Source organism: Pseudomonas sp. RP-B7 (genome assembly GCF_059803535.1).
This window is the reverse complement of the sequence record NZ_JAPFHC010000012.1, coordinates 25,653-38,826: the sequence shown is the minus strand read 5'-3', so window position 1 is coordinate 38,826 and position 13,174 is coordinate 25,653. Positions and strand designations below refer to the sequence as shown.

At 61.5% G+C, this 13,174-nt stretch carries 13 protein-coding genes; 5 read left to right on the top strand and 8 right to left on the bottom strand.

Annotated elements, in window-relative coordinates; translation table 11 throughout:
* Positions 1-24: 24 nt before the first annotated feature.
* Both OPU96_RS13270 and cysK read right to left on the bottom strand, forming a co-directional pair.
* Positions 25-960 (bottom strand): aspartyl/asparaginyl beta-hydroxylase domain-containing protein, encoded by a 936-nt coding sequence (locus OPU96_RS13270; protein WP_192298611.1) that lies wholly within the window; start codon positions 958-960, stop codon positions 25-27.
* Positions 961-1,075: 115 nt separating this feature from the next.
* A complete protein-coding gene (gene cysK / locus OPU96_RS13265) occupies positions 1,076-2,050 on the bottom strand; it encodes a cysteine synthase A (RefSeq protein WP_226455305.1) in 975 nt (324 codons plus the stop codon).
* 127 nt (positions 2,051-2,177) lie between these two features.
* On the opposite strand from cysK, the gene OPU96_RS13260 reads away from it, so the two are divergent.
* The 3 genes from OPU96_RS13260 to OPU96_RS13250 all read left to right on the top strand — a co-directional run bounded on the left by OPU96_RS13260 (position 2,178) and on the right by OPU96_RS13250 (position 5,490).
* A complete protein-coding gene (locus tag OPU96_RS13260) occupies positions 2,178-3,254 on the top strand; it encodes an AsmA family protein (protein WP_498559185.1) in 1,077 nt (358 codons plus the stop codon).
* A 212-nt stretch (positions 3,255-3,466) separates the two neighbouring features.
* On the top strand, positions 3,467-4,312 hold the full coding sequence (locus tag OPU96_RS13255; RefSeq protein ID WP_003210690.1) for an AAA family ATPase: 846 nt from the start codon (positions 3,467-3,469) through the stop codon (positions 4,310-4,312).
* A complete protein-coding gene (locus OPU96_RS13250; RefSeq protein WP_226455303.1) occupies positions 4,312-5,490 on the top strand; it encodes a vWA domain-containing protein in 1,179 nt (392 codons plus the stop codon). Before OPU96_RS13255 ends, OPU96_RS13250 begins: the two co-directional genes overlap by 1 nt.
* A 135-nt stretch (positions 5,491-5,625) precedes the next feature.
* On the opposite strand, the gene OPU96_RS13245 is transcribed toward OPU96_RS13250, so the two are convergent.
* From OPU96_RS13245 to OPU96_RS13235, 3 genes are read right to left on the bottom strand one after another with little or no spacing between them, the layout of a single operon-like run.
* Positions 5,626-6,534 (bottom strand): 5-oxoprolinase subunit C family protein, encoded by a 909-nt coding sequence (locus tag OPU96_RS13245; RefSeq protein WP_498559184.1) that lies wholly within the window; start codon positions 6,532-6,534, stop codon positions 5,626-5,628.
* The gene (locus OPU96_RS13240) at positions 6,531-7,235 is read right to left on the bottom strand and encodes a 5-oxoprolinase subunit B family protein (protein ID WP_226455301.1); all 705 of its coding nucleotides are present in this window, start codon (positions 7,233-7,235) and stop codon (positions 6,531-6,533) included. The genes OPU96_RS13245 and OPU96_RS13240 overlap by 4 nt, the downstream gene beginning before the upstream one ends.
* Positions 7,232-7,972 carry a 5-oxoprolinase subunit PxpA gene (locus OPU96_RS13235; protein WP_498559183.1) on the bottom strand — a complete coding sequence of 247 codons (741 nt, stop codon included), beginning with the start codon at positions 7,970-7,972 and terminating at the stop codon, positions 7,232-7,234. Before OPU96_RS13235 ends, OPU96_RS13240 begins: the two co-directional genes overlap by 4 nt.
* Positions 7,973-8,147: 175 nt before the next feature.
* On the opposite strand from OPU96_RS13235, the gene OPU96_RS13230 reads away from it, so the two are divergent.
* Positions 8,148-9,068 (top strand): LysR family transcriptional regulator, encoded by a 921-nt coding sequence (locus OPU96_RS13230; RefSeq protein WP_226455300.1) that lies wholly within the window; start codon positions 8,148-8,150, stop codon positions 9,066-9,068.
* Positions 9,069-9,178: 110 nt separating this feature from the next.
* Here OPU96_RS13230 and OPU96_RS13225 read toward each other — a convergent pair whose 3' ends face one another.
* The 3 genes from OPU96_RS13225 to OPU96_RS13215 are packed head-to-tail and all read right to left on the bottom strand — an operon-like array spanning position 9,179 to position 11,061.
* Entirely contained in the window at positions 9,179-9,721 is a 543-nt protein-coding gene (locus OPU96_RS13225; RefSeq protein WP_192299119.1) for a DUF2937 family protein, read from the bottom strand.
* A gap of 11 nt (positions 9,722-9,732) precedes the next feature.
* Positions 9,733-10,509, bottom strand: coding sequence for a class II glutamine amidotransferase (locus OPU96_RS13220; RefSeq protein WP_192299120.1), 777 nt, complete (start codon positions 10,507-10,509; stop codon positions 9,733-9,735).
* Positions 10,510-10,530: 21 nt separating this feature from the next.
* Complete coding sequence (locus tag OPU96_RS13215; protein WP_192299121.1) at positions 10,531-11,061, bottom strand: MFS transporter; 531 nt, start codon at positions 11,059-11,061, stop codon at positions 10,531-10,533.
* A 24-nt stretch (positions 11,062-11,085) separates the two neighbouring features.
* On the opposite strand from OPU96_RS13215, the gene OPU96_RS13210 reads away from it, so the two are divergent.
* A complete protein-coding gene (locus tag OPU96_RS13210) occupies positions 11,086-13,131 on the top strand; it encodes a S9 family peptidase (protein ID WP_226455299.1) in 2,046 nt (681 codons plus the stop codon).
* Positions 13,132-13,174 lie beyond the last annotated feature (43 nt).

The window sequence follows — 13,174 nt, the reverse complement described above, 5'->3', positions numbered from 1 at the left end:
TTTGACCGTATTCACAGATTCAGGTCAGAACAACCACTTCCACAGCAGCACCAACACAACGACGGCCAACACCGGCCGCGCAATCCGGTAGGCCTTGGGATGCTTGCGCTTCCACTGCTTCACCACGCCACTGAACTTGTCGCTGAATGTCTTGCTCCAGGCATACGCCTGGTTGATCCCGCCGACGCGCTCGTCGTCCAGGTTCTGCGGCGCCGTGGCGCGGCCCAATTGCTTGCTGACCCAACGATTGACGCGGGTCATGAAGCCATTGCTCAACGGCCGCTCAATGTCGCAGAACAGGATCACGCGGGTCTGTTCGGTCTCGTTCTTCACCCAGTGCACATAGGTTTCATCGAACATCACGTCGTCGCCATCACGCCAGGCGTATTCCTGGCCGTCGACAAAGATGCGGCAAGCGTCGGAATTGGGCGTGGACAGGCCCAGGTGATAACGCAAGGAACCGGCGAACGGATCGCGGTGCGGGTTGAGGTGGCTGCCACCCGGCAACAGCGCGAACATCGCGCCCTTGACGTTGGGAATGCTGCTCACCAGCGCCACGGTTTTCGGGCACAGCGCCTCGGCCGAAGGCAACGGCTTGTCGTACCACTTGAGGTAGAAGCGCTTCCAGCCCTTCTTGAAGAAGGAACCAAAACCGGCGTCGTTGTTCTTTTCGGCGGCGCGGATGTAACCCTCGTCGAACAGGTGCATGGCCTCTTCGCGGATCACTTCCCAGTTGTCCTTCAGCACGTCCAGTTCCGGGAACCTGGAGCGGTCCAGATACGGCTTGGACGGCACCGCCGAGAACAGGTACATCAAGGCGTTATAGGGGGCGAACAGCGCCGAATGGTTGACGAACTGACGCAATATCGGCAAACGGGCCTTGCCGCGCAGGTGCACATACAGCGTGCTGCCGATAAACAACAGCAACACCGACAGTTTGGCGGCCAAAGAAAAGGTCATGCAGCAACTCCTGGAAAAATGCGCCGGGCATCATAAACACTTGGGCCATTATGCAGAAGGCTTTGGCTGACCGGCTGATACATATCAAACCTTGCGCCCTCGCCACAGACACACATCAGGCTTGGTTTTCCTGTTCGGTAAACAGATCGCTGAACAGCATGCTCGACAGGTAGCGCTCACCGGAGTCCGGCAGGATCACCACGATGGTCTTGCCCTGCATCTCCGGTTTCTGCGCCAGGCGCACCGCCACGGCCATCGCCGCACCGCAGGAGATACCGCACAGAATCCCTTCTTCCTGCATCAGGCGCAGGGCCATGGCCTTGGATTCTTCATCACTGGCCAGCTCCACGCGGTCGACCATCGACAGGTCGAGGTTCTTCGGCACGAAACCGGCGCCGATGCCCTGGATCTTGTGCGGGCTTGGCTTGATCTCTTCACCGGCCAGCGCCTGGGTGATCACCGGCGACACGATCGGCTCCACGGCCACCGACAAAATCGGCTTGCCCGCAGTGTTCTTGATATAGCGCGACACGCCGGTGATGGTGCCACCCGTGCCGACGCCGGCCACCAGCACATCCACCGCGCCATCGGTGTCGTTCCAGATTTCCGGGCCGGTGGTTTTTTCGTGGATCGCCGGGTTGGCCGGGTTTTCGAACTGGCCGGGCATAAAGTACTGGGCCGGGTCGCTGGCGACGATTTCAGCGGCTTTCTCGATCGCGCCCTTCATGCCCTTGGCCGGTTCGGTCAGCACCAGCTCGGCGCCGAGGGCCTTGAGCACCTTGCGCCGCTCGATGCTCATGGACGCCGGCATGGTCAACAGCAGCTTGTAGCCACGGGCGGCAGCGACAAACGCCAGGCCGATGCCGGTGTTGCCCGAGGTCGGCTCGACAATGGTCATGCCCGGCTTGAGTTTGCCGGTGCTTTCCGCGTCCCAGATCATGTTCGCGCCGATACGGCACTTCACTGAGTAACCGGGGTTACGCCCTTCGATCTTGGCCAGGATGGTCACACCACGCGGCGCGATACGGTTGATTTGCACCAGGGGCGTATTACCGATGGAGTGCGCGTTGTCTGCAAAGATGCGGCTCATGACGGGTCCTATGTTGACGGTATCCGGGAAGGCAACAAGGGTATGCCTCGTGCGGCAAAGCGTCCAGTCGCTGGAACGTTGCGCGCCCCTTAGAGGTCAATCGCCTATCTATACGGAGAATACCTACATGAAACGTCGCTACAGCTGGCCGCTATGGACCGTCGCCGGGCTGGTAGTGGTGCTGGTCGCCCTGGACCTGGCCCTGCCCTATCTGGTGCGCAACTACCTGAACGACAAGCTCGCCGACATGGGCGACTACCGCGGCCGGGTCAGCGACGTGGACCTGGCCCTGTGGCGCGGCGCGTACAGGATCAACGACCTGGAGATCATCAAGATTGACGGCAAGGTGCCAGTTCCGCTGCTCAAGGCGCCGTTGATCGATTTGGCGGTGAGTTGGCAAGCATTGTGGTCCGACCGTGCGGTGGTGGCCAAGGTGCGGTTTATCAAGCCTGAGGTGAACTTCGTTGACGGCGGCGCCAACAAACAGGCGTCCCAGACCGGTAAGGGGACCGACTGGCGTGCACAACTGAGCAAGCTGGCACCGATCACCCTCGACGAAGTGCGCATCGAAGACGGCAAAATTGCCTTCCACAACTTCAGCTCCAAGCCGCCAGTCAACATCAACGCAACGGCGGTCAATGCCAGCTTCTATAACCTGACCAACATCGTAGACGTCAAAGGCCAGCGCGACGCCCGCTTCGAGGGCAAGGCCCTGCTGCAAGGCCAGGCGCCGCTGGAAGCCAGCGCGACCTTTGACCCGTTGAGCAATTTCGAAAACTTCGAATTCCGTTTCCGTGCCAAGGATTTACAGCTCAAACGCATGAACGCCTTCGCCTCGGCCTACGGCAAGTTCGATTTCAAGGCCGGTACCGGCGATGTGGTGATCGAAGCCCAGGCGGAAAAAGGCCAGTTGACTGGCTATATCAAGCCGCTGATGCGGGACGTGGAAGTCTTCGACTGGCAACAGGACGTGGAAAACAAAGACAAGAACATCTTCCGGTCGATCTGGGAGGCCGTGGTGGGCACCAGCGAAACCGTGTTGAAGAACCAGCAGAAAAACCAGTTCGCCACCCGGGTGGAATTGAGCGGCAGCGTGCATCAGCGAGATGTCAGCGCATTCGGTGCGTTTCTGGCGATTTTACGCAATGGTTTCATCCAGGCCTTTAATGCCCGCTACGAGCAACCCAAGCCCAGCACCGATTAAATGTGGGAGCGGGCTTGCTCGCGAAGGCGGAGTGTCAGCCACCGTAAATGCCGACTGAACCACCGCATTCGCGAGCAAGTCCGCTCCCACATGGGTACGAGTACACATTCAGGTCGTGACCCGCCATTCAGAGACTGAATAACCCGTCTGCGTTCACAGTCGCCGGGGCTGCGCGGTATAGTCCGGGCATTGATGAATTCGAGGAAACACCGATGAAGTTCGAAGGCACCCAGGCCTATGTAGCCACCGACGACCTGAAACTGGCCGTCAACGCCGCCATCACCCTGGAGCGGCCGCTGCTGGTCAAGGGCGAGCCCGGCACCGGCAAGACCATGCTCGCCGAGCAATTGGCCGAGTCCTTCGGCGCCAAGCTGATCACCTGGCACATCAAGTCCACCACCAAGGCCCACCAGGGCCTCTACGAGTACGACGCGGTCAGCCGCCTGCGCGACTCGCAACTGGGCGTGGACAAGGTGCACGACGTACGCAACTACCTGAAAAAGGGCAAGCTCTGGGAAGCCTTCGAGTCCGAGGAACGGGTGATCCTGCTGATCGATGAAATCGACAAGGCCGACATCGAGTTCCCCAACGACTTGCTGCAAGAACTCGACAAGATGGAGTTCTACGTCTACGAGATCGACGAGACCATCAAGGCCAAGAAGCGCCCGATCATCATCATTACCTCCAACAACGAAAAAGAGCTGCCGGACGCGTTCCTGCGCCGCTGCTTCTTCCACTACATCGCCTTCCCCGACCGTACCACCCTGCAAAAGATCGTCGACGTGCACTACCCCGACATCAAGAAAGACCTGGTCAGCGAAGCGCTGGACGTGTTCTTCGACGTGCGCAAGGTGCCAGGCCTGAAGAAAAAACCGTCCACCTCCGAACTGGTGGACTGGCTCAAGCTGCTGATGGCCGACAACATCGGCGAAGCCGTACTGCGCGAGCGCGACCCGACCAAGGCGATCCCACCGCTGGCCGGAGCGCTGGTGAAGAACGAGCAGGACGTGCAGTTGCTGGAGCGTCTGGCGTTCATGAGCCGTCGCGGTAATCGCTGATGCTGCTCAACCTGTTCAATGAAATGCGCGCCGCCAAGGTGCCGGTGTCGGTGCGCGAGCTGCTGGACCTGATCAACGCGCTGAAAATGCGCGTGACCTTCGCCGACATGGACGAGTTCTACTACCTGGCCCGGGCGATCCTGGTCAAGGACGAGCGGCATTTCGACAAGTTCGACCGGGCGTTCAGTGCCTATTTCAACGGCCTGGAAAAGCTCGACGAGCACTTGCAGGCACTGATCCCCGAAGACTGGCTGCGCAAGGAGTTCGAACGTTCGCTGAGCGATGAAGAACGTGCGCAGATCCAATCCCTGGGCGGCCTCGACAAGCTGATCGAGGAGTTCAAGAAACGCCTGGAAGAACAGAAAGAACGCCATGCCGGCGGCAACAAGTGGATCGGCACCGGCGGCACCAGCCCGTTCGGTTCCGGCGGCTACAACCCCGAGGGCATCCGCGTCGGTGACGCCGGCAAGCGCCAGGGCAAGGCCGTCAAAGTGTGGGACCAGCGCGAGTACAAGAACCTCGACGATCAGGTGGAACTGGGCACACGCAATATCAAGATCGCCCTGCGCCGCCTGCGCAAGTTCGCGCGCCAGGGCGCCGCCGAAGAGCTGGACATCGACGGCACCATCGACCACACCGCCCGCGATGCCGGCTTGCTGAACATCCAGATGCGCCCGGAGCGGCGCAACACCATCAAGCTGCTGCTGCTGTTCGACATCGGCGGCTCGATGGACGCCCACGTGAAGATCTGCGAAGAGCTGTTTTCGGCGTGCAAGACCGAGTTCAAGCACCTGGAGTACTTCTACTTTCACAACTTCGTGTACGAGTCGGTGTGGAAGAACAACGGACGCCGCACCTCGGAGCGCACCTCCACCCAGGACCTGCTGCACAAGTACGGCGCGGACTACAAAGTGATCTTTATCGGCGATGCGTCGATGGCACCGTATGAGATCACCCAGGCCGGCGGCAGCGTCGAGCACTGGAACGAAGAACCGGGGTATGTGTGGATGCAGCGCTTCATGGCCAAGTACAAGAAGCTGATCTGGATTAACCCGTATCCCAAGGACACCTGGGGGTATACGGCGTCGACGGGGATTGTGCGGGAGTTGGTCGAGGATCAGATGTATCCGCTGACGTTGCGCGGGCTGGAAGAAGGGATGCGCTTCCTCTCCAAATAAAATGGAGATCCCAATGTGGGAGCGGGCTTGCTCGCGAAAGCGGTGGTTCAGTCGACTCATCAGGTGGCTGACACACTGTATTCGCGAGCAAGCCCGCTCCCACACAAGCCCGCTCCCACATTTTTAATTGCGACGTTACTTAAAACGCTGCAAGAACTCGGTGTGCTGCCGATGCGCCGTCTCCTGCACCACCGGCGCCAACCTGACCTTCTCCCCCGGCAAACACTGCGCCAGCCGCGCCAGCGCCAACGGCGTCAACGCGCCCAGGCGCGGGTACCCACCAATCGTCTGCCGATCGTTGAGCAACACAATCGGCTGCCCATCCGGCGGCACCTGGATCGCCCCCAACGGAATCCCTTCGGAGATCAGCGACGGCCCCTGGTACTGCAACGGCGTGCCCAGCAAACGCATGCCCATGCGGTCGGCGCGGCTGTCGAGGGTCCATTCGCTGTTGAACGCATCGAACAGGCTTTGCCCGCTGAATTGGCCGATTTGTGCGCCGACGATCACATCCAACGCAGCTCTAGCCGGCAAGCTTGGATCGCTGAGCACTTTCATCGCGCCGCCGGCACCGGAATACGCCAGGCACCCGCCTTCAGCCAGCGCTTTGCCAAAACCATCCACCCCGCCCAGTTCTTCGCGCACCACCGTGGCGCAACTGCCGAGCACCTGCGGCGCGTCAAACCCGCCTGGCGCGGCGAGGTAAGCCCGCGCACCATTGAACGGTTGGGTGAAACGCAAACGCTGGCCCTTTTGCAGGATAAAACTGCGGCCGGGGCTGATCGCACGTTCGTCGATAAACGCCCCCAGGTCCGCGCCGGCCAGGGCCAACAAGCAATAGTCCTCGGCGTGCACGGTAAAACCGCCGAGGGTGATTTCCACCACGGGCGCATCCAGAGCATTGCCCAGCAGCCAGTTGGCCCAGGCCATCGACACCCAATCCAGCGCCCCGCCCTGGGTCACGCCCAGATGGCGCACGCCAAAGCGTCCGGCGTCCTGCAACAGGCACAGCGGCGTGCTGGCCTCGATCAATAAGCGGCTCATGCCTGCGCCTCCAACGGTGTGTCATCGCCACCCAGCTGGATGAATTCGGCGTGCTCGACCGGTTCGAAGCGCACCGTATCGCCGGGCTGCATCAGGCTGTAGCCGTCGCGCTCGCGGTCGAACAACTTGGCCGGGGTGCGGCCGATCAGGTTCCAGCCGCCCGGCGACACCACCGGGTACGCAGCGGTCTGCCGTTCGGCGATGCCGACGCTGCCGGCCGCCACGCGTTTGCGCGGAGTACTCAGGCGCGGCGTGGCGAGGATGTCCTCCACCAGCCCCATAAAGGCGAAACCGGGGGCGAAGCCGAGGGCGAACACCTGGTATTCGTGGGCGCTGTGGCGGCGGATCACCTCGTCGATGTTCAAGCCACTGCGCTGGCTGAGCAGGCTCAGTTCGGGGCCGACGCTCAGGTCGTACCACACCGGCAGCACGTGGCACTGGCCGCTGCCCTGGGTGTGCGGTTGCAGGTCGGTCAGCGCCTGGTCGATCAACTCGCGTGCCTGGGCCGGGCTCAATGCCGTGAGGTCGTAATGCACCATCAAGGTGGTGTAGGACGGCACCAGGTCGACCAATGCCGCGCCGAATCCGCTGCGCAAGCGTTGGGTGGCGGCAAGCATCCACGGCATGTTGGCTTCGGCGATGACATCAAACAGGCGCACCATCAGGCAGTCGATGGCCACTACTTCGATCCGTGGCTTCATGCGGGCTTCAATGCCTCGCGGATGCGCTGCACGGCGGCGACCGAGCTGGCGTTATCGCCGTGCACGCACAGGGTGTTGGCCTGCAACACCAGCGGGCTGCCGTCGCTGGCGACCAGCGCTGCGCCGCGGGAAATGGTCAGGGACTGCTGCACGATGGTGTCGGCATCATGGTGCACGGCACCGGGCAATTGCCGCGAAACCAGGTGGCCCTGGCTGTCGTAGGCACGGTCGGCGAACGCTTCGAACCACAGGGTCACACCGTACTCATCGCCCAAGGCCTGGGCCGCGCTGTTGTCGCGGGTGGCCAGCAGCATCAGCGGCAAGTCGCCGTACGCGGCCACGGCCTGGATCACCGCGCGCAATTGCGCCGGGTTGGCCATCATGTCGTTGTACATCGCGCCGTGGGGTTTGATGTAGCTGACACGTGCACCTTGTGCGCGGCAGATGCCATCCAGCGCACCGATCTGGTAATGCAGCAGATCCTGGATTTCCTGCGGCGTGTAGGCCATGGAGCGGCGGCCGAAGCCTTGCAGATCCTGGTACGCCGGGTGCGCACCGATTTGCACACCGTGCTTGAGCGCCAGGCTGACAGTCTTGCGCATGATGCTCGGGTCGCCGGCATGGAAACCGCAGGCCACGTTGGCGCAATCGATGAACGGCATGACTTCGGCGTCCAGACCCAGGGTCCAGTTGCCAAAGCTTTCGCCGATGTCGCAATTCAATAGCAGACGGCTCACGGTGGGCTACTCCTGTAGGCTTTGTTTTTTTGTAGTGTGGGATTTTTTACGCAGAACTCGCAACTTGTCCTGACACCCCTACACGCTTATCGTGGAATAGCTCGATTTTTGGCGCTGGCCTGGTGCGGCGTCCAACTAATAAAAACCGATCCATGCATAAGAAAAAGTTGATCCCATGAATTTGAAGTTCCTCGAAACCTTCGTCTGGGTGGCCAAGCTCAAGAGCTTTCGCCTGACCGCCGAGAAGTTGTTCACCACCCAGGCCTCGATTTCCAGCCGTATCGCCGTGCTGGAAAGCGAGCTGGGGGTGAAACTGTTTCTGCGCGACTCACGCGGCGTGAGCCTGACCCCGGAAGGCGTGAAGGTGCTCGATTACGCCGAGCAGATGATGGTGACCATGCAGGGCTTGAAGCAGTCCCTGGAGACCAGCAGCAGCAAGGTCGGGCGCATCCGCATCGGTGCGATGGACACAGTGATCCACACCTGGCTGAGCCCGTTGGTCGCCGAACTGATGGACCATTTCCCGCTGGTGGAAATCGAATTGGTCGCCGATACCGCATTGAACCTCAGCGATCAGCTGCAAAAAGGCTTCCTTGACCTGATCCTGCAAACCGACCTGCTGCGCCTCGAAACCGTGCGCAGCCTGGAACTGGCCAGCCACCCGATGGCCTGGATCGTCGCCAGCCAGTCGATCTACCACCGCGACTACGCGTCCCTCGCCGAACTGGCCCAGGAACGCATCATCACCTACTCGAAAAACTCCCACCCGCACCAGGACGTGTTGAGCCTGATGCAAGCCAACGGCGTGGCCGCACCACGGATGAACTGTGTGAACTCGGTGTCGGCAATTACCCGCTTGCTGCGTGACGGCTTCGGGATTGGCGCATTGCCGCCGGTGCTGGTGATGGAAGAGCTGGAGCGCGGCGAATTGGTGATGCTGCCGATGGCGCAGAAACTGCCGAATTTGCAGGTGGTGGTGTCGTGGCGCGTAGGGGTGGAGTTGGTGGAGGAAATTGTCGGGTTGTGCCAGAAGGTGGTGGCTCGGTATGCGGTAGAAGTCGGCGAAAACAGAATGCAACTGACGAAACCCGATTAAAACTGTGGGAGCGGGCTTGCTCGCGAATGCGGTAGATCAGTCACAACATCTTTGACTGACACTCCGCTTTCGCGAGCAAGCCCGCTCCCACATGTGGATCTGTGTGCGGCTTATAAACCCTTCAGGTCGCGCTCTTCGATCGGCCGGCTCTGGCGCAGACGCTTGCCGCCCAACACCACCCAGTCGATCAACCGGAACAGGCATTCCAACCCGAACGACAGCAACATCGCCCCGCCCAGCCCCCAGCCCATGGCTTCGGGTGTCAGCAGGATCTGGTAGCTGTAGCCCTTCCAGGTCTCCAGGCGAATGTCCGGGTCGGCCGCCACCGCCACTTGCAGCGCACGGATGTACCACGGGCCTTGCATCGCCTGGAATTGCTTGTCCAACGCCACCTGGCGATCCAGCATCGCGCCCAGGCTGCTGGCATCGCTCTGGAACACCGGGTCATCACTGGCGCGGTAATGCGCGACCAGCGCCTTCAAATCGCCGTTGAAGAACTGCTGCGCCGTCGACTCAAACCCGCGCAGGCCGGTCTGGGCCTCGATCAGGTGGGCTTCGACGCGCTTGGCGTAGTCGTTGATAAACCCCGGCACTTGCACGCCGACCAACAAGCCAATGGCAAACAACACCAACCGCAGATAGCTGAGCAACATGGTCAATATCCTTACTCGGTGATGCCCTGGCTGACGCATTCACCGCGTCGCCACAGGCTCCATTGGCCCGGTACGTAGCGGGTCCAGTTTTCGTTGTCGGTCAGCGGCTCGGTGGCGATCACCGTCACCACGTCATTGGGGGTGGTTTCAGCCTGAAAATCGACGATCACGTCGACATCTTTCAAACGCGCCGGGCCAAAAGGCGCGCGACGGGTAATCTGCGCCAGCTTGGTCGAGCAGTAGCAGAACAGCCAGTCACCATCGCTGAGCAGGCAGTTGAACACGCCTTTGCTGCGGTACTCGGCACAGGCGGCGATCAGGTCCGGCAGCACCTGCTCGATGTCCACAGGTTCCGGGAAAGCCTCACGCACACGGTTGAGCAGATCACAGAACGCCGCTTCGCTATCGGTATCGCCCACCGGGCGATAGAAGGTGGCGCGCGGGTTGAAGTCCGCCAGTTGGCCGTTGTGGGCAAAACACCAGTTGCGCCCCCACAGCTCGCGCACGAACGGGTGGGTGTTGGACAAGCACACCTTGCCGACGTTGGCCTGGCGGATATGGCCAATCACCACTTCACTTTTGATGGGATAACGCTGCACCAGCAGCGCGACTTCCGACTCACTGCTCGCCGCCGGGTCCTGGAACAGCCGCAGGCCACGGCCTTCATAGAAGGCGATGCCCCACCCATCACGATGGGGACCGGTGCGCCCGCCACGCTGCATCAGCCCGGTAAAGCTGAACACGATGTCGGTGGGGACGTTGGCACTCATGCCCAATAATTCACACATGCCAGGGCTCTCGCTACGTCGTTAAAGGCGCGGTTCGACGCGCATGCCACTGACAGGCGCCGGACGGCGAAAAGGTTCGTCATCCTCTTCTGGCTCGGCCGCCAATGCCGCATCGGCAGCGGCCTTGCGCTCACGGCGGGCGTTGGCCGCGCGTTCGATGGGCCAGCGGATCAACACGATGACGAGATACACGCCAAAGGCAATCATCGTGTACATAAACAAATCGGAAATGGCGCGCCATGCGTTGTTGCCGACCTTGAGCACCAGGTCCAGCGCAGTGATGGCCACGGCGGGCGCGAACTGGGTCTTGACCGGGTCGACGATGGTCGGGCTGAACAGCAGCACCGCCATCAGCAGTTGCAACGGTTCGCGCAGCCAGCGCCAGATCCAGCGGGTCATGCGCCACCACACCAACAGGCAGCCCAAAGCGGCGAAGGCGTAGAGGCCCCAAGCGGTCAGATAGTCGTTCTCGGTCATGGTGTCCATGGCAAGGTAGGCAAACAGGCGGCTATGATAACGGCTTTTGCGTGCCGCGGCTGCAATGCCTGCCACCGTCCGCCAGACAGGGATAGATACATGCCTTTATCATCCAACGCCCCGATTGCCCGCAAGGCCCCAGGCCAGGACCCTTACGCCTGGCTGCAGGAACGTGACAGTGCCGAGGTCCTGGATTATCTCAAGGCCGAAAACGCCTGGCAGGAAGCCCAGCTCGCCGACCAGCAGGCCCTGCGCGAAACCCTGTTCGAAGAGATCAAGGGCCGCATCCTCGAAACCGACCTGTCCCTGCCCTCCCCATGGGGCCCGTACCTGTATTACACACGCACCACCGCCGGCGACGAATACGCCCGCCACTACCGCTGCCGTCGCCCGGCCGATGACAGCAACACCGTGGACGAGAGCAGCGAAGAACTGCTGCTGGACCCGAACGTACTGGCCAATGGCGGCTTTTTTTCGCTGGGCGCGTTCAGCATCAGCCCTGACCATCAGCGTCTGGCCTACAGTCTGGATACCAACGGTGAAGAGATTTACACCCTGTTCGTGAAGGAATTGGCCAGCGGCAAGGTCAGCGAACTGGAGTTCGAGAACTGCGACGGCAGCATGACCTGGGCCAATGACAGCCTGACCCTGTTCTTTGCCGAGCTGGACGACACCCACCGCCCGCACAAGCTGTATCGCTACCGCCTGGACGGCACGGCGGCGCAGGAAGTGTTCCACGAGCCCGACGGACGTTTCTTCCTGCATTGCTACCGTTCCAGCTCCGAACGGCAACTGCTGCTAGCCCTGGGCAGCAAGACCACCAGCGAGATCTGGGCGCTGGACGCCGAGCAGCCACACCTTGACTTCAGGTGCCTGGCGCCACGGGTCGAAGACCATGAATACGATGTCGACCACGGCCAACTGAATGGCGCCTGGACCTGGTTTATCCGCAGCAACCGCGATGGCATCAACTACGCGCTGTTCGTGGCGACCGACATTGGCGACGTGCCGACCGAAGCCGAGTGGCAGAACCTGATCCCCCACAGCGACGCCGTGATGCTCGATGGCGTCAGCCTCAACACCAGCGCCATGACCCTGAGCCTGCGCATCGGTGGCCTGCCGGTGATCGAAGTGCATCCAGAGGGTCTGCCTGCCTACCGCGTGGAATTGCCCGACGCCGCCTACAGCCTCTACGTACAAAACAGCCTGGAATTTGCCAGCGACAAGATCCGCCTGCGCTACGAAGCCCTGAACCGCCCGGCCCAGGTGCGCCAGCTGGAACTGGCCAGCGGCGCGCAACAGGTACTCAAGGAAACCCCGGTGCTTGGCGTGTTCAACGCCGACGACTACGTGAGCCAGCGCCTATGGGCCACCTCCGCCGATGGCACCCAGGTGCCGATCAGCCTGGTGGTCAAGCGCGACCAACTGGGCAAGCCGACACCGCTGTATCTGTACGGCTACGGCGCCTACGGTTCGAGCCTCGATCCGTGGTTCTCCCACGCCCGCCTGAGCCTGCTGGACCGTGGCGTGGCGTTTGCCATCGCGCACGTGCGCGGCGGCGGCGAGCTGGGCGAAGCCTGGTATCGCAACGGCAAGCAGGAACACAAGCAGAACACCTTCAGCGACTTCATCGCCTGCGCCGAACACTTGATCGCCGAGGGTTTGACCAGCGCCTCACAACTGGCGATCAGCGGCGGCAGTGCCGGCGGCCTGCTGATCGGCGCGGTGCTCAACCAACGCCCGGAGCTGTTCCAGGCAGCGATTGCCGAAGTGCCGTTCGTCGATGTGCTCAACACCATGCTCGACCCGGAACTGCCGCTGACCATCACTGAGTACGACGAGTGGGGCAACCCGGAAGAACCCGAGGTGTATGCGCGGATAAAAGCCTACGCACCGTACGAAAACGTACGCGCCCAGGCCTATCCGCACCTGCTGGTGATCGCCGGCTATAACGACAGCCGTGTGCAGTACTGGGAAGCGGCCAAGTGGGTGGCCAAGTTGCGCGACACCAAGACCGACAACAACCTGCTGTTGCTCAAGACCGAACTGGGCGCCGGCCATGGCGGGATGAGCGGGCGTTACCAGGGATTACGTGACGTAGCGCTCGAATATGCATTTGTGTTCAAGGCGCTGGGGTTGATTTAGGAACTTAGCGCGGCGGTTCTGTCTGAACACAGAACCGCCCTAC